This is a genomic window from Bradyrhizobium sp. USDA 4451 (assembly GCF_054822585.1).
Genome location: NZ_JBTRCH010000001.1, coordinates 7644796 through 7667895, shown reverse-complemented (window position 1 = coordinate 7667895; position 23100 = coordinate 7644796). Strand labels below are relative to the sequence as shown.

19 protein-coding genes and 1 pseudogene are annotated in these 23100 nt (G+C 60.1%); 5 read left to right on the top strand and 15 right to left on the bottom strand.

Annotation, left to right across the window (positions count from 1 at the left end):
• Positions 1-14: 14 nt before the first annotated feature.
• From ACVMB0_RS35905 to ACVMB0_RS35875, 7 genes and pseudogenes are all read right to left on the bottom strand, one after another.
• Positions 15-1010, bottom strand: a complete 996-nt coding sequence (locus ACVMB0_RS35905; RefSeq protein WP_461349224.1) for a cytochrome c oxidase assembly protein — start codon at positions 1008-1010, stop codon at positions 15-17.
• Positions 998-1351 (bottom strand): hypothetical protein, encoded by a 354-nt coding sequence (locus ACVMB0_RS35900; RefSeq protein ID WP_461349223.1) that lies wholly within the window; start codon positions 1349-1351, stop codon positions 998-1000. The genes ACVMB0_RS35905 and ACVMB0_RS35900 overlap by 13 nt, the downstream gene beginning before the upstream one ends.
• Entirely contained in the window at positions 1348-1947 is a 600-nt protein-coding gene (locus ACVMB0_RS35895) for a cytochrome c oxidase subunit 3 (protein ID WP_461349222.1), read from the bottom strand. The genes ACVMB0_RS35900 and ACVMB0_RS35895 overlap by 4 nt, the downstream gene beginning before the upstream one ends.
• Positions 1944-3851, bottom strand: coding sequence for a cytochrome c oxidase subunit I (gene ctaD / locus ACVMB0_RS35890; RefSeq protein ID WP_461349769.1), 1908 nt, complete (start codon positions 3849-3851; stop codon positions 1944-1946). Before ctaD ends, ACVMB0_RS35895 begins: the two co-directional genes overlap by 4 nt.
• Positions 3852-3853: 2 nt before the next feature.
• Positions 3854-4864, bottom strand: coding sequence for a cytochrome c oxidase subunit II (coxB, locus tag ACVMB0_RS35885; RefSeq protein WP_461349221.1), 1011 nt, complete (start codon positions 4862-4864; stop codon positions 3854-3856).
• 82 nt (positions 4865-4946) lie between these two features.
• Entirely contained in the window at positions 4947-5069 is a 123-nt protein-coding gene (locus tag ACVMB0_RS35880; RefSeq protein WP_461349220.1) for a hypothetical protein, read from the bottom strand.
• Between the two features lie 90 nt (positions 5070-5159).
• A pseudogene (locus ACVMB0_RS35875) lies at positions 5160-6431 on the bottom strand (DUF892 family protein).
• 1775 nt (positions 6432-8206) lie between these two features.
• Here ACVMB0_RS35875 and ACVMB0_RS35870 point away from each other — a divergent pair.
• Positions 8207-9157: a cation diffusion facilitator family transporter gene (locus tag ACVMB0_RS35870; protein ID WP_461349219.1), complete on the top strand. Its 951-nt coding sequence runs from the start codon at positions 8207-8209 to the stop codon at positions 9155-9157.
• 88 nt (positions 9158-9245) lie between these two features.
• Here ACVMB0_RS35870 and ACVMB0_RS35865 read toward each other — a convergent pair whose 3' ends face one another.
• Positions 9246-9899 carry a carbonic anhydrase gene (locus ACVMB0_RS35865; protein WP_456753162.1) on the bottom strand — a complete coding sequence of 218 codons (654 nt, stop codon included), beginning with the start codon at positions 9897-9899 and terminating at the stop codon, positions 9246-9248.
• A gap of 438 nt (positions 9900-10337) precedes the next feature.
• On the opposite strand from ACVMB0_RS35865, the gene ACVMB0_RS35860 reads away from it, so the two are divergent.
• Entirely contained in the window at positions 10338-10574 is a 237-nt protein-coding gene (locus tag ACVMB0_RS35860) for a hypothetical protein (protein ID WP_461349218.1), read from the top strand.
• A gap of 181 nt (positions 10575-10755) precedes the next feature.
• Here the strand turns inward: ACVMB0_RS35860 and ACVMB0_RS35855 are convergent, their stop codons facing one another.
• Positions 10756-12135 carry an inorganic phosphate transporter gene (locus ACVMB0_RS35855; RefSeq protein ID WP_461349217.1) on the bottom strand — a complete coding sequence of 460 codons (1380 nt, stop codon included), beginning with the start codon at positions 12133-12135 and terminating at the stop codon, positions 10756-10758.
• A 169-nt stretch (positions 12136-12304) separates the two neighbouring features.
• Here ACVMB0_RS35855 and ACVMB0_RS35850 point away from each other — a divergent pair, with 169 nt between their 5' ends.
• Complete coding sequence (locus ACVMB0_RS35850) at positions 12305-13492, top strand: DUF2252 family protein (RefSeq protein ID WP_461349216.1); 1188 nt, start codon at positions 12305-12307, stop codon at positions 13490-13492.
• A gap of 746 nt (positions 13493-14238) precedes the next feature.
• Here the strand turns inward: ACVMB0_RS35850 and budC are convergent.
• The 4 genes from budC to ACVMB0_RS35830 form a co-directional block, all read right to left on the bottom strand.
• Complete coding sequence (gene budC / locus ACVMB0_RS35845; RefSeq protein WP_456753166.1) at positions 14239-15006, bottom strand: meso-2,3-butanediol dehydrogenase; 768 nt, start codon at positions 15004-15006, stop codon at positions 14239-14241.
• A gap of 23 nt (positions 15007-15029) precedes the next feature.
• The gene (locus ACVMB0_RS35840; RefSeq protein WP_461349215.1) at positions 15030-15626 is read right to left on the bottom strand and encodes a hypothetical protein; all 597 of its coding nucleotides are present in this window, start codon (positions 15624-15626) and stop codon (positions 15030-15032) included.
• Between the two features lie 93 nt (positions 15627-15719).
• A complete protein-coding gene (locus ACVMB0_RS35835; RefSeq protein ID WP_456753168.1) occupies positions 15720-16223 on the bottom strand; it encodes a YciE/YciF ferroxidase family protein in 504 nt (167 codons plus the stop codon).
• A 583-nt stretch (positions 16224-16806) separates the two neighbouring features.
• Positions 16807-17628, bottom strand: a complete 822-nt coding sequence (locus ACVMB0_RS35830; RefSeq protein WP_456753169.1) for a response regulator transcription factor — start codon at positions 17626-17628, stop codon at positions 16807-16809.
• 432 nt (positions 17629-18060) lie between these two features.
• Here ACVMB0_RS35830 and ACVMB0_RS35825 point away from each other — a divergent pair, with 432 nt between their 5' ends.
• Complete coding sequence (locus ACVMB0_RS35825; RefSeq protein ID WP_461349214.1) at positions 18061-19002, top strand: glycosyltransferase family 2 protein; 942 nt, start codon at positions 18061-18063, stop codon at positions 19000-19002.
• A gap of 23 nt (positions 19003-19025) precedes the next feature.
• Here ACVMB0_RS35825 and ACVMB0_RS35820 read toward each other — a convergent pair whose 3' ends face one another.
• A complete protein-coding gene (locus tag ACVMB0_RS35820) occupies positions 19026-20255 on the bottom strand; it encodes a glycosyltransferase family 2 protein (protein WP_461349213.1) in 1230 nt (409 codons plus the stop codon).
• Positions 20256-20276: 21 nt separating this feature from the next.
• Positions 20277-21524, bottom strand: coding sequence for a WecB/TagA/CpsF family glycosyltransferase (locus ACVMB0_RS35815; protein ID WP_461349212.1), 1248 nt, complete (start codon positions 21522-21524; stop codon positions 20277-20279).
• 435 nt (positions 21525-21959) lie between these two features.
• On the opposite strand from ACVMB0_RS35815, the gene ACVMB0_RS35810 reads away from it, so the two are divergent.
• A complete protein-coding gene (locus ACVMB0_RS35810; protein WP_461349211.1) occupies positions 21960-23084 on the top strand; it encodes a hypothetical protein in 1125 nt (374 codons plus the stop codon).
• Positions 23085-23100 lie beyond the last annotated feature (16 nt).

Below are 23100 nucleotides of genomic sequence, written 5' to 3'. Positions count from 1 at the left end.
CGTCCAAAGCTTGTTCACGTATCCTCCACGAGAGAAGACGTTGTAGGGATCACCTGCGAACGCTCGTCGGCAGGCCGCGTTCCTAACCGCCGGGGCGCATTGCGCAGCGTGCCGGAGACGCTCGCCGGTTGGAGCACGGTCAGCCAGCGATAGGCGAACAGCAGGGCAGCGCCGGTATAGAGAATGCCCATCGGGACCCACATCAGGATTCCAGCCAGTTGCTGATCCTCGAGCGGAGACAGGCCGAAATCGCCGGCGAGCGCGCCCTGGGTCGGCACCCAGACACGCGTCGATAAGGTCAGCAACGCGCCGAGCACGCCGGAATGCAGAACCGTCACGAAGAGACAGCCGATGCCGATGCCGTCACGCATCCGCTCGCTGCGCCCTCTCCCGCGTCCATAAAGCAGCACCGACCAGAACAGCAGCGCCGTGGCAAAGAAGCTGAGGTGCTGGAGGCGATGGATCGCGATATTCTCAAGCGCAAGCGTATAGAGCGGTGGCGCGTGCCAGATCCACAAGGCCAGCCCGTGCAGGGCGGTTGCGCTGACCGGGTGACCGAGAAACGCCCACATCGTCGCCAACGGAGCTGTGCTCAGCAGGCGGCCGGCGCGCCGAAGCGAGGGCGTCAAGCTCCACAGCAGCGGGCCGTTGGTCCGTGCATAGGCGATCAGCGGAGCGGCAACCAGCATCAGGAGCTCATGCTCGATCATGTGCGCCGTGAACAGCCGCTCGCCGAGCCAGTGAAGCGGAGAGGTCAAGGCAAGCGCCACAACCAGCCATCCGGTCCAGAATGCTGTCACCCGCCGGTATGTAACGCCGCGTCCGCCGCCGGCGCTCCGCCACAGCCGCTGTGTTCCGACGTAGTATGCAATACCCGCAAGATAGAGCGGGACCAGCAACCAAGGATCGTAGCTCCACAGCGCCGTCGGGTCCGATACGTCTGACAGTCCATGCGCCGAAGCAGACGATGGCAGCAGCGCTGGAAGCAGCAAGAGGCTCAACGTAAACATGGACTGATCATGAGCGCGGCAAGAAGCTGATCGGTGATGACGAGCGCGAATAGCACGCCGGTACCTACCCCGAGCCAGGCCATGAATGCTCTGGGACCACCGCCTCCGGCGTCGCTCCATTCGGTCCCGGCACCGCGACGCACCGCGCGAGCCGAGATCACGGTGCCGGCCAGCGATGCGAGCACCAGAAACGTGCTCAAGGTGATGCCGCCCCACTTCGCCTTCTCGCATGCGAGATGGGCGAGGGCGTAGACGGCCTGCAGATTGGCGCCCCAGGCGATGGGCCCGAGCGCTACGCCTGCCCAATAGAGCAATCTGGCATTGGCTTCATTGTCGGTCATAGCCGTGGCACCCAATCGAGCAACACATAGAGCGGCAGCCATGCGATCACGACAAAGTTCCAGTAGAACACGTTGTCGGTCACGTCACTGAAGCGGCGTGGCTTGGCGTGGGCCGTGAACATCAGGACGGCGAGCACGATCGTATCGCCGAGGTCGGTCGCAAGATGCGTGGTGTGCAGGCCCAGGATCAGCCAGACCACCGAGCCATACGCGGAGTTGTCCCAGCGGGTATTGAGGTGGGCGAACTCAAAGCCGCGCAGGATCAAGAGCAGGATGCCGATCAGCGACATGACGACGAGCCAGACGCGCACTTTTTGGAGATCCTGCTGGTGCGCGACCCGATTGGTATACTGGTTGGGGATGATGCTGAGCAGGAAGACGATGGTTTCCGCCGTTCCGGGCCAGAGATCGGGCGGCGAAGCGCCGATCGGCCAACTCGGGTTGACGGCATAGAGATAGAGATAGGTGCCGATCGCAATGGCGAAGCCCATGCCTTCCAGCGCCATGAAGCTCATCGCGCCCCACCACGGTCCGCTTTGCGGGCCGAAGCCAAAGGTCGGCAGTTCTCCGACGTTGCGGATGACGATCTGCTTCATTCCTCGTCCTCTTTGCTGCCGGTCGGCCAGAACCAGCCGATCAAGGCGATCGCCATCGGCGGCGTTCCCCACAACACGGCCCACGGCGTGAAGATCGAGCCGATGAAGAAAATCGTCGTCGCGATCGCGGTGAGCAGCGGCCAAATGCTGGGTTCCGGCGACGCCTCACGTATTTGCGGCTCGGCCTCGGCGAGCGACGTCAGCAGCACCTCGCGGCGTTCCATGCTGAGGCCTGCGATGACCGGCAACGTGTCGGGGTCGGCCCATAGTGGATCGCGATGGGTCACGACAGGAATACGGTCGAAGTTCTGCGGTGGCGGGGGAGATGCCGTCGCCCACTCCAGAGTGGATGCATCCCAGGGGTTGTCGCTGGCCGGCATTCCCCTGCGGAGACTGTAGATCGCATTCGCGAGCAGCACCGCAAAGCTGAGCGCGAAGATCGCGGCGCCGATGCTCGACAGCAAATTCAGCCGATCCCAGCCCATTTCGGGCGTGTAGGTGTAGACCCGACGGGGCATCCCCATCAGGCCGAGAATATGCATTGGGAAAAACGCGATATTGAAGCCAAAGAAGGCAAGCCAGAAGTTCCAGCGGCCGAGCCGCTCGCTCAACATCCGGCCGCAGATCTTCGGAAACCAGTAGTAGACCGCCCCAATGAGCGGGAAGACGGCGCCGCCGATCAGGACATAATGGAAGTGGGCGACGACGAAATAAGTGTCGTGCACCTGGGTATCGATCGGTACCGACGCCACCATGATGCCGGAGAGGCCGCCAATCACGAAGATCGCGATGAACCCGAGCACGAACAGCAGTGGCGTCCGATACACCGGGCGGCCGTCCCATAATGTAGCGATCCAGCAGAATATCTGCAGGCCGCTCGGCACGGCGATCAACATACTTGACGCGGTGAACAGGCCGGCCCCGAGCTGGGGCAGCCCGGTCACGAACATGTGGTGAACCCAAAGTCCGAACGACAGAAATCCCGTCGCGATCAGCGAGAGAACGATCGCGGGATAGCCGATCACGGGCCGGCGCGCGAAGGTGGCGAGGATCATCGACACCATGCCGGTTGCCGGAATGAAGATGATATAGACCTCCGGATGCCCGAAGAACCAGAACAAATGCTGCCACAACAGCACATTGCCTCCTGACGAAGGATCGTAGAAGCGAGTGCTGACCAGCCGATCGAGGATGAGCGAGGTGGATGCGACCATGATCGACGGCATCGCAAACATCACGAGGAAGGCCGTAACCAGCATCGCCCAGACAAAGAGCGGGATGCGGTCAAGCGTCATTCCGGGGGCGCGCTGCTTGAAGACGGTGACGATGATCTCGACGGCAACCGCGAGCGCTGCCACTTCCGTGAAGGTGATCATCTGGGCCCATACGTCGGCGCGCTTGGTTGGCGTGAACTGCAGACTGGAAAGCGGCGTGTAGGCAAACCAGCCGACGTCAGGACCGACGTTGAATGCAAAGGAGATCCAGAGGAAACAGCCGCCGAACAAGAACATCCAGTAGCTGAAGGCGTTGAGGCGCGGGAAAGCAATATTGCGCGTGCCCACCATGAGCGGCACCAGGTAAACCGCGAAGGCTTCCATGACCGGCACGGCGAACAGGAACATCATCGTCGAACCGTGCATCGTGAAGACCTGATTGTACAGGTCCGGCGAAAGCAGACGCTGCTCGGCAGCCGCCAGCTGAATACGCATCAAGATCGCGAGGAGTCCGCCGAGAACCAGGAAGGCGAATGCCGTCACGATGTAGCGTCGTCCGATAATCTTGTGATCAACCGACATGAGCGCGCCGATCGGTCCCGATGGCGTCCGCCAGATGCGCTCCAGTCGCGTTGCAAGTTGCAGCCCGTGGAGGGCATCGTCCCGCAGCTCTCTTTGCTCGACGGCCATGCTCACTTGAGCTGCTCCAGATACTGAATGATCGCGATCAGTTCTCCCGATTGCAGCGGCATCCTCGGCATCAGATTGCCGGGCTTGATGTGCTGCGGGTCGGCAATCCAGGCTCCCAGCGCCGCCGGCGTTTGCGGCAGCGTGCCCGCCGCTATCGTCGTTCGGCTCCCCACGTGGGTGAGGTCAGGACCCAATTGGCCGCCTGCCAGGGTGCCGCGAACGGCATGGCACAACGCGCATCCGCGGCCGCGAAACAGCTCTTCTCCCTGCTTGGCTAGCGTGTCGGTCGGGCTGGTTGCGCTCTGGTTCTCGTGCTCGCGCCAACGCTCGAATTCATCGGGCCGGAGCGCGATTGCCGCGAACGCCATATGGGCGTGTTGCAAGCCGCAGAATTCCGCGCATTGGCCGCGATAGGTGCCGGGATTTCTCGCCGTAAACTGGATTTCGTTGGTTTGTCCAGTGATCAGGTCCATCTTGCCGGTGAGGCTCGGCACCCAGAAGCTGTGGATGACGTCCGCCGACTCGAGCTCCACCTTGACTGGCTTGCCGACCGGAATGCGGATCTCGTTTGCCGTGGCGAAGCTGTTGTGTGGGCTGTCTGCCTCGTAATGAACCTCCCACCACCATTGATGGGCGACAATCCTGAGCTTCAGGGCTTCCCGGTTCGTGGCAAACAGGGTGCGCTGGCCGGCATAGCTTACGAAAGACAGGACGAGCACGATCAATGTGGTGGCAATGCCGAGCCCCAGAATGATGCGCCCGGCACCCGTCTCAAAGGAAAAGCGGAGCTCGAGCGGCGCGTCTATGATGCGATTTCGGCGCAGCAGGCCGACCCCGAGAGCAGCAACGACGCAACTCCAGACTGCCCCGGACACCGCAAGAAAGATGATGAATGTGTGACGGATTTGCTCGGATTGGAGAGCTTGCGGGTCAAGCGCCGACTGCGAGCCGGCACAAGCAACGAGCGGCAACGCGACGGAGAGGAGAAGGCCGGATCGGACCCAGGCAGGCATGGGCACTCATTGAGCATGGTTGCCCGGGCGAACCGCCGGCTGCTACAAAGGTTCCTATGTCAGGCGCGGCGCATGCCGATCGTCACACCGGCCAGCCCTTGGTCGCGATGACGATCGCGACATCTGCCGCAGCCAACAGCAGCAGCACGAGCAAGGTCGCGATGATCGCGCCCGGCTGGGTCATCACCCGCAGCCCTTCGAGCATCGTGCGATCTCCTTTCCCTCAGTATCCCTCGGCCGGGCTCCTCGGACTCCCGGCCGCAGTACTCTCATGAGCAAAAACCAGCGTGCCGGCTTATTCCGCCGGCTCGACCGCCGCGGGCATCTTCGCGACCGACATCAGCGAACGTGCCACCTGATTCAGCAACTGATCGGCGTTTTCTTCCTCTGCCAGTGACTTGGACAGGAGGCTGACGATAGTGCTATGGCGAAGTTGCTGGGCGAGATTGCGCGCTGTGGTATAGCCTGCCATCTCATAGTGCTCGACGCGTTGCGCGGCGCCGATCAGCGCAAGGTCGGCAGCGGCATTTTCCTTCTTTTCGCCTTCGCCAATGATTTCCTCTCCTTCTTCGATCAAGCCCATCATGCCCTTGCACGGCTTGGGGCGGGCCGACTTGCCGAGAAGCTCAAAGCACTCGTTGATGCGCTCGATCTGAGCTTCGGTCTCGGCGAGGTGCTGCTCGAACAGCTCGCGCAGCTGGTCGTAGCGGGCTGCCTACGCCATTTTTGGGAGCGCTTTCGTCAATTGCTTTTCGGCGTGGAGAATGTCGCGAAGTTCATCGATCAGGAGGTCGCCGAGACCAGCCTCATCGGCCGGCGGTGAGTTCTCCGTGACGATGGAGCTGGCGGGACCCGGCTCGCCAGCCTGGATGGCCGGGGACTCCGTGAATACCCAGTCGCCCCCCTCGTTCCACGGCCCCCGGGTGTCGATCTCGCCATGGTCGCCCGTACCGGTCGAATCGTTGAAGTACTGATTGACCAGACCGGGCGTCGGCGCGATGCGGCCGATGCTGAAAGGCGGCTTGCTCAAGCTTTCCAGGGCCAGCGAGAAGGCCTTCATGTGGGTGATCTCGCGGGTCATCAGAAACTGCAATGCGTCCTTGGTGCCGGCATCGTCGGTGAAATTGATCAGCCGCTCATAGACGATCTTGGCGCGCGCCTCGGCGGCGATGTTGTTGCGCAGATCGACGTCCAGTTCGCCGGTGATCTTGAGATAGTCAGCGGTCCAGGCATTGCCTTGTGAATTGAACAGGTTGACTCCACCGCCGCCCGCGATCGCGATCAGCGGATCCGCCTCGGCCGCCTGGCGGTCGAATTTCGAGGGCTTGAGGTGCATGCGGGCAAGCGTGCCGACCACTTCCAGATGGCTGAGCTCCTCCGTGCCAATGTCCATCAGGAGGTCCTTGCGGTCCGGGTCCTCGCAGTTCAGACCCTGAATGGAATATTGCATGGCTGCTGCGAGTTCGCCGTTTGCGCCGCCGAACTGCTCGAGGAGCATGTTGCCAAAGCGGGGGTCGGGCTCGTCGACGCGAACGGTGAACATCAGTTTTTTGACGTGGTGATACATTGAGAACCTCAACTTCCTGAGCGGGGATCGGGTCCGAACGGCGGTGCCGCGGCGTTCGTTCCTATGGGAGGGCAAAGATAGATGCATGGCCGGATCGCGGTCGCTCGCGGCTGTCGGTATCGCTACGCAGGTGTCGCCCATGGCTCGCCGGAGGCGAAACGAGTTCCGTCCAGCAACCCGCGTTCTCACGGCGCATCGTCCGGTGGCCGAAGGTCTCGGCGGCCGAGAGACCGAACGCTCCCGCCTACAAAGGATGGAGCTCTTCGCCAGGGCGAGCCAACTTCATCGTACAACCACGAGACGCAGCGCCATCATCTATAGCCGGCTGAGAGGTATGTTGCCGAGGCCGGGCGACGCATTGTTGAGCAGCAGCGAACCGAAGCTCGCTGAACGACCCCTTCGTGCATCCGCTGCAGGACGTCTACCACGCCGAGCGAAGCAGGGCCATTTCTCGGAAGGTTGCCCATCCCGATAAGCGCTGAGTTTTGCCAGGGCGGTACTCCGCGAGCCAACGGCGGCTGGCGCGATCCAGATCGGGAAAAAGACTAGCAACTTCTGCCGCGATGCCGAGTTGCCGAGGCAGGAGGACTTGCGCTCGGAGCTTTGTGAATGGCAGATGCTGTGACACTGCGGACAGCGGTCGATACGGCCTGGCGCGTTTTCCGCGCCACCCACTCCGGAATCGATGACGCGGATCGTCGCCGATGCCTCCTCGAGCGTCATTTGCATGGAGGCTGGGAGACGCGCGACGGTGACGCCGAAGAACTCGCGAGCTTCGGATTGGCCTATCTTATGCGGCTTCCGGGGGATGAATGCTGAGGTGGCCGCAAGCATTGCTTGAGAGCATTGTTGCCGGGACCGCGCGACCGGATTGGACGGCGTTCGCAATTTCTTCTGTGCTGTCCGGGATTTTCGTGATGACGGTGCGATCGGTGTTCGGAGCAGGTGACTGAGTTCTTTGCCAGGTGAACCGGGGCTTCGGTTGGATCAGCCATCTGATACTCATCGCGCGGCATTGCGTCGGTTGCAAATCAGCGGGGAATTTTGGTGGTGTCGATGCCGGTGCTCTCGTCAGTCTGTGCAGGTGGAGGCTGGGCGCAACGCTCACGGTAGGAAGGTCGAGGCCGCGATCATCGCAAAGAAGCGCCAATGCGATATGAGCCACCTCTGCAGAAAGAGACGCACTGAACCGCGCGCCGTTCCTCAGCAGCGCAATTGTCGACCTCGGTCGGGATTGCGATGGTTCGTGTGGCGAAGCGAGCCAACGGCTCCGCGCGAGCGGATCTGGATCCTGCGCCTGCTAGTGTGCTGAATGGGAAGTTCGTGCGATTTCGCGGCAACCGCTTTCACGAACTTCGCATTCATAAAGCACACTAGAATCATAGGTTTGCTAGTGTCCTTATCCGAAGTTCGTTCCGAACCGCGGCAAATGATGCGAACGTCGGATTCGGGATGCTAGACGACCGGCTGCTTGTCCCTGCGCAATGTCTCGATCACGGCCCGATCGATGTTCAGATGTGCCGCGACGAGCTCGGACGGGGTCAATGCCATCCATTGCGCGAGCGAAACGTCTACAAAGCGGGGCGCCTTGAACAGTTCAAGGAAACGCAGCGGCTGTCGCCGCCATACAGCAATACGTAGGCTCGCGCCGCGAGTTCGATGGAGACGGCGAATTTCAACAGCAGATGCTGAATATGTGGAGCGCGGCCGCAACGCACTGCTCGACGACGCCGTCGGCGCCGCTCTTGCCTATCCGAGCCAAAATGACGGGAGATATGACCGCAGAACGATCATCGAAGACCATCGTTTATGCCGCACTTGCCGGTAACGTTCTCGTCGCGGCCACCAAGATGGGGGCCGCAGCCTGGACCGGAAGCTCGGCGATGCTGAGCGAGGCTGTACACTCACTGGTCGACACGACCAATGAGGCGCTGTTGCTCTATGGCTACCATCGCGCGAGCCGCCCGCCCGACGAATCTCATCCGCTCGGCTATGGGCGCGAGTTGTATTTCTGGAGCTTCATCGTTGCGCTGCTGATATTCGCGCTCGGCGCCGGCGTATCGCTGTATCAGGGCGCTCTCCACGTCACCGCGCCCCAGCCGATTGAGGATCCCACGGTCAGCTTCGTCGTGCTCGGATTGTCGTTCCTTTTCGAGGGCGCTTCCTGGCTTGTTGCATTGCGCCGCTTTCGTTCGGACGCGCGGCTCGGCTGGTACGAGGCCTTCGTCCGCAGCAAGGACCCTCCCGCTTTCATGGTGCTGCTCGAAGACAGCGCTGCGCTGATCGGCATCGGGATTGCAGCTGCCGCGACTGCCGCAGCAGTGCTGCTGGCGCAGCCGGTCTGGGACGGCATTGGCTCGATCCTGATCGGAATTCTGCTCGGGGTCGCGTCCGTCGGGCTCGCCAGGGAGAGCAAGAGCCTCCTGATCGGCGAGCCCGCTCATTCGGAACTGTCAAAGTCCATCCTCGATATTGCGCGACAGTCACCGGGCGTCCTTCGAGTCAACGGGCTGATGACTATGCAATTGTCGCCGGCCGAGATCGTCGCAGCGCTGAGCGTCGAGTTCGCGGACGACAAGCGCGCCGACGATATCGAGCGTTGCGTCATATCAATCGAAAACGAGGTCCGCAGACAGCACCCGAGCGTCTCGGCTCTGTTCATCAAACCCCAGACCAGCGCGAGGTATCACGCCCTTCGGACGGAGCGGCGGACAGTGAGGAGATGAACGCTTGCATCATGCCTAGGTTGACGCGAGGCAGCAGCCGCTAAGCGCTCTGAAGTCCGGCCGTGTCGGCGATGCGCGTAGATTCCTGCTAGCAGTCTTTGAGGCCATCGCCGACGCTGATGAACTCCTTTGCGATCCGGTCGAGCACGAATAGCGAGCCCTCGGCGACGCCGAAATAAGCACCGTGCAGCAGCATCTCGCCGCTCTCGACCCGCTCGCGGACGAACGGAAAGGTCATCAGGTTCTCCAGCGAGCGGAACACCGCAGCCTTCTCGATGCGGGTGACGAAATCCTGCATGCTCTCATGCGCGCGCTGCTCGACCACCTCGCCCGGCTTGATGAACATTTGCATCCATTTGCCGATGAAGTCGCCCGGCGTGAGCGGCTTGATCTTGTCGACGAAGGCGCGAATGCCGCCGCACTGGGCATGGCCCAGCACCACGATGTTCTTCACCTTCAGCACCGTTACGGCATATTCCAGCGCGGCCGAGACGCCGTGGGCGTTGGCGTCGGGCTGGTAGACCGGAACCAGATTGGCGATGTTGCGGACCACGAACAACTCGCCGGGACCGACGTCGAAGATCACCTCCGGAGAGACGCGAGAATCGCAGCAGCCGATCACCATGGTCTCGGGAGACTGGCCGCGCTCCGACAGATCCCGGTAGCGCGACTGTTCAGTCGGCAGCCGCTCGGTCGCGAAGGCAAGGTAACCGTCGATCAACTGCTTCGGAAAGGATTTCATGGCCTCTGACTAACCACATGCTCGTGTCCGGAGCAAGGCTGTCGCAGCTGAGCGGCGACAGCCCGCACCGCGGCACCTGGAATCCACCCGAAGCCTCACGGTGCCCAAAACGTTGGTCGCCCTTCACCGATGACTACGGTGAGTACCTGAGGCCCTCAAGCAGACCGAGGGCCGGTATTCAAACTGAGATACCACGTACATGGTCCAGCTGGTTTTCATCACATGCCTGATCGGGTCATCGGTCGGGCAGGGCACTAGCTCTTGGTCGTCGGATGACACCCGCGCTTCACGCGTTCTGTGCCATCCTCACCTTCGGCCTAGATCCCGGAAATAAATCTCGGAGAACGAACCGGGCGCATCAGAACGTGATAAGGTTCTGCCCGTAGGCGGTGACGGCTGAGAGACCGAGCGCGCTGCCGCCTGCATTGGGAGGGCGTCATGGCTGGCTCGCTTCAGTCACGCTACCACGAGATGCAGCTTCGCCATCTGGGGCTAGCTGAAAGTCATGTCGTCCGAGGCGAACGACACATCGCTCAACAAGAGGAGCGGATTAGAAAAATGGCTACCCAGGGTCTAAACGTAACGGACGCTAGAAAGATACTGGATAGCTTCTACGCAAGTCAGGCGTTGTTTATTCTGCACAGGGACGACATCCGCAAGGCGCTGAGAGAGTAAGGCGGCCTTGTCAGGTCCGCGTTAGCGGCGCGCGTGCCATCTTGCCCAATCAGCCGCGAGGCGGGCAGCTTCAACGCACGGCTCAACATGCAAATGCGGCCGGACTCCTTCACGACCGATGACGAGCCAATGTTAGCCACGCAATCAGCGACCCGCCCAAGGTACTCTCATTATCCATCGCCTACGAAAGCGCGTAGAAGAAAAACGCTGAAAGCACCATGGTCCCGGGCAGCGTCAAAATCCAGGCTATCGCTATCCGCTGGAGTGCCGGCGGTTGCAGTCCCGCACCCGAGCCGACCATTGCCCCGGCGATTCCCGCAGTCACCACATGGGTCGTGCTCACCGGTAGACCGGTGAAACCGGCGGACGCGATCAGGATCGATGCCACTGCTTCAGCTGTTCCACCTTGCATGGGGCTCATCCTTACCCTCCCGATGCCTTCCCCTAGTGTCTTAACGATGCGCTTGTAGCCGATCATCGTGCCGGCGCCGAGGCACAGTGCACTCAGGATACGGACCCACCAAGGTGCATACTGTACAGCTAAGGTCAAACTATCGAGATAGGTTTTCGCTTGATGTCGCTGTGCATCCGTCACCGACTTCTTCTGTGCGATTGCACTCAGCTCTGCAATGACGACGTTGAACTGATGCCGCAGAGGAGCTCGCTCGTTCGACGGAATGGCGCCGATCGAACGCACATCTGTTAAGCTTCCACGAAGCTTTTGCGCACTATTGATGGCAGCTTCTCTCTGTTGATCGCCGACCTGCTGAAACAGCGCTATACTTTGCGGAAGAATCTGCAGCGATTGGGCGAGTTGTTCGCCGGAGACATATTCATTCAGCGCGTATGATTGCGGCATCAGGCCGATGATCGCCAGCATGATGAACCCGATGCTCTTCTGGCCATCGTTCGTCCCGTGAGCAAACGATACGCCCGTGCACGTCACTACAAGCAACCCCCGCAGCCACCAGGTCGGCCGATTTCCGTCGATCGGCGCCTGATAAAGCTCGCGATTCGGTATGAGCCGGCGAATCACACGATACAAGGTGAATGAGAATCCGAACCCGAGTAGCGGCGATATCAACAGGGCGCTCAGAACGCCGCTAACTTGGTGCCAGTTCACTGCGCCTGTAAAGCTGTGTCCTTGAACGAATCCGTACTCCAGGGCAATGCCGATCAATGCTCCAACCAAAGCATGGGAACTCGAGTTGGGAATGCCCAGCCACCAGGTCCCGACATTCCAGGTCAATGCGGCAAGCGTCAGCGCCACCAACATGCCTACAGCCAGCGCACCATCTGGCGGCGTCAAGACATCAGGTGGAATGATCTCGACCAACGCATAGGCGACGGCAATTCCACCGACTAACACGCCGATAAAGTTCATCACGCCCGACCATAAGACGGCCTGGGTCGCTTTCAGGGAATGAGTGTAGATGACGGTGGCAACAGCATTCGCCGTGTCGTGAAAGCCGTTTGAAAACTCGAAGAACAGGACAAGGGCGAGGCACAATATGAGCAGCACGAAGAGCGCGGGCGAACCGGGGGTGAAGAATTCCAGCATAGTCCTGCTCTATCTCGCGCAAATCGGGCGGCCGGCACTCGTTCGCAAGCCACGACGCCCGCCCGATCGCTCGTGTAAAGCCGGCCTGGGACGAAATGTTCCCTAGCCGATCGACTTTGGAACGATCTTCTTTGACAGCGTTGAATTGTCAGGAGGTCCCGCTTGGACCATGGCCCGCAAGCCCGATGAAAATCCATCGCTTGGCCGTCGATGCAGAATCCTCGAGAAACGCCGGCTACACAAAATGGCGCGCTCGCCACATGCCTTCGTTCGCGGAAGTGTCGCCCTTTTCTACGAGCTTCTGTCCGAGCAGAATGAGCGGATTCCATCCGGTCCGGCGGTTTGGATTTGTGGGGATTGCCATAGCGGCAACCTCGGCCCGCTTGCGAACGCCGACGACGATGTCGAGATCGAGATTCGGGACCTCGACCAAACGGTCATCAGCAATCCCGCCTATGATCTGATCCGGTTGGCGCTTTCTTTGGCAATGGCCGCACGCGGATCGGACCTCCCGGGCATCGTGACGGAGAAGATGATCGAGCGGATGGTCGACGGATATCGCGACGCATTATCTGGAAAGCCGCGTCTGAAAGAGCGACCTCCGGCAATACGGTTGGCGATGAAAGCCGCTGTCGCCGGTTCATGGAAGAAGCTGGCCAAACGATCGATTAGGGACGCCAAGCCAGATATTCCGCGTGGTCGATCCTTCTGGGATCTGTCGCGAAGAGAAGAGGGCGCGCTTCGCACTCTGACTTCATCGGAGGAAGTCGCTCGGCTCGCGACGCTTTTGCGGTCGCGAGAACGCAATTCCGACATCGCCTTGCTTGACGCAGCGTACTGGCGGAAGGGCTGCAGTTCGCTGGGCCTGTTTCGGAGCGCCGTATTGTTGGGAATCGATGGCGCGGACGATCGCAGTTTCTGCTTGCTGGACGTCAAGCAAGCGGCAAAGCCGGTCGCGCCTCGTAGCAAAGGGGCAAAGTTGCCGCACAACGACGCGGAGCGCGTTGTGGAGGGCGCCGGCAGGTTGTCACCATTTCTGGGTGGCCGAATGATTGCGGCCTCACTGCTGCGTCGAGACGTCTTTGTACGAGAGTTGTTGCCTCAGGACCTAAAGCTCGACATTGAGAGTCTCAAGCCGCCCGACGCGGTTCATGTCGGACGTTACCTGGCAGCGGTCGTCGGACGTGCGCATGCGCGCCAGATGGACCCTCTCACTCGCAGGAGCTGGCGAACGGAACTGGGCCGCGGCAGAAGCAAGTCGCTCAATGCACCTTCGTGGCTCTGGTCAAGCGTCCTCTCTCTCATTGCTCGGCATGAAACAGCGTATCTTGAGCACTGTCGCCGCTATGCAGAGTAGCCGGATCGTCAGCTCTGCTACGCAAGACGCTAAATCATCTCAATGGCATGACGTAGGCTAAAGAGCGTTTATAACCGTCAACCTAGCATCGCAAACCAACGGCGATCGCCGGTCGGCGTCATCGGCCTAAAGGGTAAATTGAGTAAGCGACCCGAAAAGGGCTAGGCGACAGGGGCTGAGCCTGGCTTTGCAGCCGAGCATCGCGACGTCACCGTCAAAGTTTCTGGCGCGCCAGTTCGTTCAAGAGATTGTCTCACCTATAAACCTAGGTTGTCGCCGATAATGTCGTAGCAAGCTACGCTCCTTAAAAAGGTGGAGAGCTGCCGCTCTCCCGCTTTAGACAAGGGTGCGGTATGACGAAAAAGCGAAATAGAGCTAAGCAAACAAAATCACTGCAGGATCGTCTCTCTGCGTTCGCCAGAGAGCTGGCTCAAACAGCGGCGACTATGCCGGCAGGTGTCGAGCGAGACAGTCTGCTGAAGCGAGCCCGCACAGCGGAAATAGCTGCAGACATTGATGATTGGGTTTCGTCGGCTGGGCTTCAGCCACCGATGCGATAGAGCTTGGAGTTTCTTTTCCTTCAGGACAGCCGCCGACGCATCGTGAGGCGGTTGGTTGAAGCGGCAGCAGCCTATACCGCCAGGGCGGGCGACGTTCTCGGCGTCCAGCCGACGAGGCCATTGCAGTCTGTCTGGCGGACCTCAGCGCGGTCACGACCTTGCGGGCGGAGCGGGGTCCTAAACCGGCTATTGCTGCGGCGGTTGGCCGTTCGAGGCCGAAACGCCGCCATCGACGGCCACGTTGGCGCCGGTCATGAAGCTCGCATCGTCGCTTGCGAGGAAAGCGATCACGGAGGCGATCTCGTCTGGTTCGCATACGCGGCCGAGCGGAATCCGCTCGGCGAACTTGGCCAGCAGTTCCTGGTCATCCATCATGTCGGCGGTCATTCCCGTTCGCGTCAGGGATGGACAAACCGCATTGACGCGCACGCCTCTCTTACCCAGATCCATCGCGAGAGCGCGCGTTAAATTGACCACCGCGCCCTTTGCCGCGTTGTACGGACTCATACCCCAGTCACCCCCGGTCCCTGACACCGAGGCGGTGTTCACTACCGAGCCCTTGGTCTTCTCCAAATGGGGCAGCGCGGCGCGGCAGCCGAAAAACACGCCGTCTACGTCTGTCGCCATGACCTTGCGCCACTGATTGTTCGTAATGGTGCCAGGGTCTCCGCCTTCGTGAACGCCCGCGTTATTGACCAGGACGTCGAGCCGGCCGAAGTGCTTGATCGTCGTCGCCACCATCTCCTCCACGGCGTCCGGGTCAGAGACGTCTGCCGTGTGAGCCAGGACGCGGCCGAACCCAAGTTCTTTCGCGACGTCCGCGAGCTTCATCTCCTCGCGGTCAACAAGCACGGCGCTCGCGCCTTCGGATACAAAGCGGCGCGCGGCCGCTGCCCCGATGCCGGACGCCGCGCCCGTCACGATCACGACCTTTCCTTCGAAACGGCCGGTCATTCGGTCGTCCTTCCCGTCATCGGCTAGTCGTCATGGTTGAGATCCTTGCCTTTGCCAAGCCCAAGCGTCCCACCCTCCGCATGGACAAGATCGTGGTCCTGTCTTCGGTCTTGCCGGCGTCCTTGACGATCACGTGTCGCTCGCCGCGTTCCGTTTTCGAAGGCTTCAGCGATGTCGCGCTTTTGGGGGTTGATTGACATCTGTATCTCATCGCGGGGTATTGTGGCATACGCTGGCCCGGTCGGTCTGGGCGGGTGCGCCGTTCTCGGATGCCGATCATGCAAAAACGAGGCAAGAGCGTTTGCTATTTCTCTGTCGGCTGCCGCTGCTGCGAACAAGCGCTCCTGTGCGTCCCGCGGAAGGTCCGCCCAGACCGCCAGCGCGGCGTTGCCGAGCAAAGCAGTAAACCTGTTTTCATCCGGATGTGGCACCTCCGGTGGAACAGGCTGCTCATCGGGCTGCAGCATCGGCGTTTCCCGAGGCACTTCATTCGCAGCATCGATCGTTTCCAGGCGGCTCCCGCCGGCTTGGGCCGAGCCTTCATTCGCAAGTCTGCCATCACCTACGATCTCGGCGACGAATTGCTTGGCGGTTCCTACGAGAGTGTCCTTAACGCTCATCCACACTAAGCTCCGAATGATTGCGCGTGGCATGCAGGCCGTATCGTTGGCTGGCTGCCCATTACGGGGGCCGATATGTGCGGCAAGGATGACTCAAGCAGCGCGTTGATTGACGCTGCTCACGGCCAAATCGTTCAACCTCTTGTCCGTGGCCTTTTCCTCGTCGAGGGTTTCCTGGAGAATGGAAGCGTAGTCCTCTCGGCCCAGCTTCTTGGCCCACGCAATCAGCGATCCGTAGCGGGTGATCTCGTAGTGCTCGACAGCCTGGGCTGCGGCGATAAGTGCTGCGTCCAGCACCGTCTTGTCGTCGACATCGCCGGCTACGTCACTGGCTTCTTCCAGAATGCCATCGATCGCCGGGCAGTTCACCCCCTTCGCCTCGACACCGTGCATCTTGAAGACTCGTTCCAGTCGCATGATCTGGTTCTTCGTCTCGGCGAGATGAGTTTCAAACCCCTCCTTCAGAGATCGGTCGCCTGCCTTGTCGATCATGTCTGGGAGGTTCTTTATGATCTGCTGCTCTGCATAATAGATGTCCCGTAGCGTATGCACGAATAGGTCATCCAGCGATTTGATGTCTTTGGTGAAAAATCCCATTGCTTACTCCAATTGCTGAGCTTACGGGAGCAACGGTCGCAAACGATGCGCGTTCCAAACGACGGTGCGACAAATCCATCCAAGTTCCCCGGGCAGGGCAATCGCGTGTGGCTACGGCCCACGTCACGTCACGTGAGATAAGGTGTGTGTGATATTTCGGAATAATAGAACAATCTTGTTGATTTGCCCGACATGTGAAGCGCCGTGTCGAATACCGGGATCCGCCTACCGGGACCCGCCGGCTCCTTTGCATGGGGTTGTTTTCGGTATTTTGGGGTGCGCCCTTCGGAGGCAGGTAATATGCGACAGCCCAGCATATGATAGCCAGCCCGCGGGGGCGTCATAGCACTCTAGGTGGCCCGGTTCGCGACTGAGAGCAAACGATCTGCCATAGGAACCAATGCAAGCTCCTGACGTTGCTGACGCTCTCGGCGCAGGGAGCTTACACTCTCGCGGACGAACTCAGGAGCTAACGTACTCCCTTCGTGTTCGCGACAGGGTATTCGCAAGACGTTACCCCATCACGGTTTTCGGATGTTGAAGCGCGCCACAATCCGGAAGTCGGAGCGATCCCGCTGTTAGCTCACCTTCGTGCGATCGGTGCTTCTCTGATCTCCGCATCGCCGGTTTCTGCATCGAACCCGGTGAGCGCTGCGCGCCGGGCTCGGCCGGCCAAATTGGGCTGAAGCGGCGCAGCAGTGTCCTGCGGTGTCTCTTGGGTGCCGACGAGAAGCCGGTTGTTGAGTGCCCAGATGGCAGCCTGGGTTCGATTTGTTGCGCCTATCTTCCGAAAAATCGCCTTAACATGAGCTTTGACGGTCGGCTCAGCAATTTGGAAGAAACGAGCGACGTGCTTGTTTGTGTCGCCTCGGACGATTCGTTCCAGTATTCCGGTCTCTCTTGCGGACAAGAGCGGCGCGGCGATGATCGACGCTTCTCGCTCCCAAACTGTTTCGTCTTGGTCGGCAAGCGAAGGTCGTCCGTCAGCGTTCGGCTTGGCCGAAGCCAGAGGCCAGAGGCGACCATCTATCACGATCAGATGTTCGTCCGTAATGGCATGAAGGCAGTTAACCAGAACGCTCGGAGCGACGCTGTTGAAGAGAGCTGCGTTGACACCAGCATCGAGTGCGCACGCCAGACAGTCGGCGCTGCGCTCGTCGGCGACCGCCACGATGAACGACAGCGGATAGAGCGCGCGTATCCGTTCGAAGATTTGATCACGCTTCTGTTCGACGCCGACTATAAAGAGGCTCGGTTCATCGCTCGGAACGGCGTTGAGTTCATCGAGCTCGATCCCCCAGCCGTGCGGCGAAAATCGGGTTCTTGAAAGGATGAGCCGGAGCCCCTCGCGAAAGAGACCATCAATTTGGAGGATAAACGTTGGTACTATCGCAGCGCTCGACATGTCCCATTATCCTCACGCAACCACCAAAGAGATTGACCGGATTACTTCAGGAACGCGCAATTGTTCTTAATACGTTTGGAGCGAAGAAATACCGGACATCGGACATGGTCCAATAACATAAGATAAAGCGAGCTATGGAACTGTCTAATTTTCTCGAAACCTGAAACGTATTCGAGACACTACGGCTAAATTGACCGCAAACTAGGCAACTGTCACCTTTAGCCCGGAACTAACACCAATGAACGTCCGGCGTGTTCCCTTGTTCCAAAAATGACGCCGGCTGCGCCTAACCCTGCAAATGCTCTGCATGACCTCTGGCGCTCACGCACGCGAACTAATTCGAGTCCGCGATTGTCTTTCGGAGCGCGTCGGCCAGATACTGCTGGCAGGCCGCACGTCATCGTCGCGGTCCGCTAGCCATGGATAACATCCGTGATCGGCAGCCAGGCGCCTTCCATCACCGTCGTCATACCCTTGTTCAACAAGGCAGACGTCGTTTTGCGCACGTTATGTTCGGCGGCTCGGCAGATTGACGTCGATTTTGAACTCATCATTGTTGACGACGGATCGACAGATGGTAGCGCAACCTTGGTGAAGGCGGCTCGCGTGCCGCATGTCCAGCTGATCCAGCAATCAAACGCTGGAGTTTCGGCCGCACGCAATTGTGGAATTAGAGCTGCCCGGGGGAAATGGGTCGCGCTCCTCGATGCAGATGATCTGTGGTCGCGGGATCATCTCGCGGGTCTTTGGTGCGCAACGCAAGGCGACAATGCTATCGCAGTCTTCAGCAATTTGCGGCTGCAGAGCCGGGGCGGCGGTTCCCTGATCGACCCGGCCGTCCCTGCACAGAGAGTCGATGACTATTTCTCGTTTGCGCTTTCACATGGGTCGTATCCAGCCAGTTCAAGCTCCATCATGATCCGCCGAGACGAATTGCTGACGGCTGGACTGTTTGCAGAAGGCGTGTCGATGGGCGAGGACGTCGACATGTGGTGCAGGCTGGCGTGCCGGGGTCCGTTTCATTATAACGCTGTCCCGTCTGCGACGTACAATGACGCCGGTTCGCCATCACTTCGTGGTGGATCCGGCGGGATATCGCGGCCTCCTTTTGCAGAGCGCTTTTCCGATCTAATGCGTCAGCATGCCGTTCCGCACCGCCTGCATGAGAGCGGTAGGCGCTACGTGAATTTCCTCATGTTGGAGCACGCGCGTCAGCTACTGGATGCAGGCCTTTATGACGAGGCTCAGGCTATTCTCATTCATGACTGCATTCCCCGATATGACCTGAGCCGATTTCTGAAGCGACTGGCGCGGACGACGATGATCGGACGTGCGCTGTTCGAGTCGCAAACGAAGGGCGGAGCTCTTGCCTGAGATTGCTGTTGGTTGTTGTGCCGCTAGTGGCTGGTGCGATCCGTGTGTCGGCCGACGCGCGCTGTTGACCATAGGCGGTCAGCTCGGATCCATTGCGCTCGTCGGCCGCAGGCCAATGTAACAGCGGAACGTACGACCGAAATCGCGTGCAGCGGTGCCTGGACGAGTTCCTTGAAGCCTATCAGGTCGCGGCCGACGACGTGCCAGGCGACCGCTAGCGGGAGCGAAAAAACAGCGAACGCGAAGATGGCGCACACGAGCGGTGCCTTGAGACCGGCAATGGCAAGGTAGATCAAGCTGATTGTCAGCAGCATGATATTTGCCATCGCGAGTACGCCGAGGGGAGGAACTGCAAGATCTGCCGACAGTGCAAGCAGGCGGATATCGCGCGTTTTAATGGCATGCCGCACGATACGGGGCAGGTGGCTTTTTATCAGTCCAAGATGTCCATGGACCCAACGCTGCCTTTGCTGGGCTTGGCCTGGGCGTGCGTCTGGGAAGTAGCTGGTGACACGCACTTCTCGAAAGAAGCGAGCAGGATGGCCTTGGATCGCGAGCTCAAGTCCAAGAAAGATGTCTTCAGCCAAGTGCCCCGTTTCAAACAGCGCCGGGTTGATCAATGCCCAAGGCACGGCCATGCCCGTCCCATGGAGCTGGGATGGCAATCCAAGCCGAGAATAGCCGTCAGGACGAAGATCATTCTTGATGCGCCAGGCGAACTCGGCCAACCGCGGCCGCGGTCGACTGTCGGGATGCCCTTCCATAAGATCCAGGCACTGGATCGGCGCTCCGGCCGTTGCACAGGCTTGTGCCAACAGCCCAATGCCGTTCGAGCTGATTTGACAGTCAGCGTCGATGAATACGACGACCTGGGGAGGCGTCCGAGCCAGTAGTTGAAGGCCAGCTGCCAAGGCAAAGCCCTTCCCGCGTTGCTCGGCATTGCTTCGGATCAGGACTTCCGCCCCCGATTGGGCGGCAAGCTCCCCAGTACAATCGCTGCAATTATCTGCCACGACCAGCAACCGATCGCCCGGCGAAAGATCCTGCTTGAGGCAAGATAGCGTCGCCTCGATGCTCCGCTCTTCATTGTGCGCCGGCACCAATACTGCGACCGTGGGGCGATGCGCCGAGATTTCGAATGATCGAGCGTTCAAGAAGAACGTCGCCATCGCCTGCGTCGCGAACGCCGCCGTGAGAAGAGCCAGGAGGCCAGAGGCGATCTCCAGCGAAATGTTAAGGACCGAAAGCAGCATAGTCTACCTGGTCAGGTCTCGCTAAACCCCATCGTCGGGACCGATCGCCTTCATGCGCTTTTCGGGATAAGCGCCCGCTCGTTCGACGTCATCTGACTTCGACATCGAGGGATCGGCTCGGCCAGCGGAAAGCAGATACTCGCAACCGTTAAGGCGCAGCATCTTTCTGATCTGCCGTCTTGAGGCCTCGACGGAAAATCCCCGGTTTATTCGGCGTCGGTAGCCATATGCAAGCAATAGCAGCCCCAGGAACGCGGCGTCGACGCCGGTGACACCGTCGAGGCAGACGACAAGATTGTCTTGGCCAACGCACGCTTTGGTCAGAGCTGAGCGTGCCGGCAGGATATTCTGCGCTGTCCACGCGCCGAAGAACTCGAGCACCTCGTCATTGCCGCGTCGATAATGCCTGACACGGGCCGTGGCCAGCTGTGTATCGGAAGGTCGGTGGATACGAGAGTAGATGAGCCAGGGGAGAACTTGGCGCAGCAAGACTTGGACCAGCGTCACAAGATCAAGTGCATAGCGGCTCCAAAGCGTGGGCTGCTCCTTGATGCGCCAAAGCCATTCAATTCCGGCGCGACGAATGAGTTCGGGCGCGCGCTTCACGTCTCTTGCAACAAAGTTGATGGTCGCTCCGAGATTGCAGACGACGGGCGCCGTGAGCTGGCTCTCGTTGCGACTGAGCCACAGCATGCCCTTTCGCGCTCCCACCGAGACGACCAGAAGGTCTGGGGCGGCCGCGTTGATCGTCCTGAGGGTTTCCGGATCGCTCATCGATTCGACCGAGCCGAAACCCGGAGCGAGGGTGCCCGCACACAGGATCGCCGAGTTTGCTTCGTTGAGGCGCTCACGTACGCGGCAGCCGACGTCATCCGTCGCACCGAAAAAGAAAGCGCTCATGCGCTCGCCGCTTGCTCGGAGTGCATCGAACAGGTCAGATCCCGCGACGCGCTGTCGGACCGGAAGTCCGAGCAAGCGGGCGAGCCAGACGAGTGGCATCCCGTCGATGACGGAAAGATCGTTCGATAGCGCAGCATCCCTGAAGTTTGCATCCGAGCGGATCAGGCGCAGGAAGTTCGTATTGGGTGTGACCATATTGCAGCGGCGATCGCCCCTGATTGACGCAACAATCTGTCGTTTCGCTTCTTCCAGCGTTACTGCATCGCATAGCAATCCCTCGATGCAGACGACTTTCCGGGAGAAGTCGGGCAAGGGCGAATTCTGAAAGCCATTTTCGGCGGCCGATTGTGCTTGCAGCGCAGTACGCATCAGGCGTTGTCCACCGACCGCTGATAGAATGGCGCGCAAGCGCGGCGTGCGTTACTTGCAGCTTGCGCGGCCTCGTCGCTCATCTGGGAGGCAAGACGGAGTGTAGCCAAGCGGGCGCTTGGCTAGGGGGCTCTCAGGGATGGGTTCGCAAGCAATGCTGACTAGTTCGTGTCGAGACCGCGAGTATCTGGTCGAACTAATCCTGGAGCCTGGTGCCGGAACTGTGCTCGCGCAGGCGCCTTGTTGGCGGCGCTAGCCGCGATAGGTTCTCTCGCGCACGCTCTATGAGCACCTCCAAAAGGACTAGTTGCTTTGAAGCTGTTGCGGTGCCGCGGCGCATGCCCTCATCTCTTCAGTCACGACACGAGAGGCTGGGCGGAGGCATCGTACACGGGTGCGAATACGACGCCGCTAAATTGAACGAGAATGCCGAGCATGCGAAAGCCGATCGTCAAAGTTTGTATTTCGGCCGGCGCGATGGTTGCTCTTGGTCTAGGGATCTGCGCTGGCGCCGTGATGGATAGCGGCCGCACGTCGCGACAAGCCCTTGATGCGAAGGATCGTCCGTCCCTAATCATGATGCCGGACCGAGAATTCTCGGCCACGAGTTATGTGCACGCCGGATTGCCACCGGATGCCCCGCGTGATTCACATTCGGATAAATGGGTAGCGGCACTCCAGAGCCAGATAAAGTCCCACTACGGCATCGCGTCGGTCAATATCGACCGCTATTCGCCGCCACTTTATGTTGTTTCCCGCGATCAGCCAACGGTTCGGGTGCGGGCGGAGCGCGCAACCACTCCGAACTGGCAATTTGACCCGCTGCAAAGACAATGGGACAGCGTCCCGCTGCCCGTCGGATTTCGGCCTTCGAGTGGAACTGACGCGGAAGCTGTCGTCTATCAGCCGTCGACAGCGCGCTACTGGGAATTCTGGGGAATGGAACCGAGTGGGCGAAAAACGACCAACTCGGCGGGTGAGAGCGTGGACGAATGGCGGGCCTCGTGGGGCGGCAGGATCGATAACTTGGCGACCAGTCCGGGGTATTTCCCGACAACCGGTGATGGCTACAAGTTTGGTGCGACAGCAACGGGCCTCGCCTTGCTTGCGGGCTTGATCACCGTCGCGGAGCAGCGGCGCGGTGAGATCAATCATGCTCTTCATATCGCCCTGCCGCAAACGCGACGGTCGGTTTGGGTTGATCCCGCACAACGCACTGATGGCGAGGACGACGATCCCGACGCAATTCCGGAGGGCACGACGTTCCGAATCCCGAGCAGTGTCAATCTCGATGATCTCGATATGGATCCCTACGCGGCCATGTTGGCACGCGCCGCGCAGCGATACGGGATAGTCGTCCGCGATACAGCGGGTGCGGTCGTGTTTTACGCCGAAAACCCGCTCTCAAGGGGACCTGATCATCCCTACTATGGAATTGGCGGCATTTTGCAGTGCCCCAAAGGCTATGCAGTAGCCGCCTGCTATCCGGACGGCAATAACCGGCTTCGTGGCTTCCCGTGGCATCTGCTGGAAGCAATCCAGTCGAGACGACAGCAATGATGACTCGCTTGGCCGG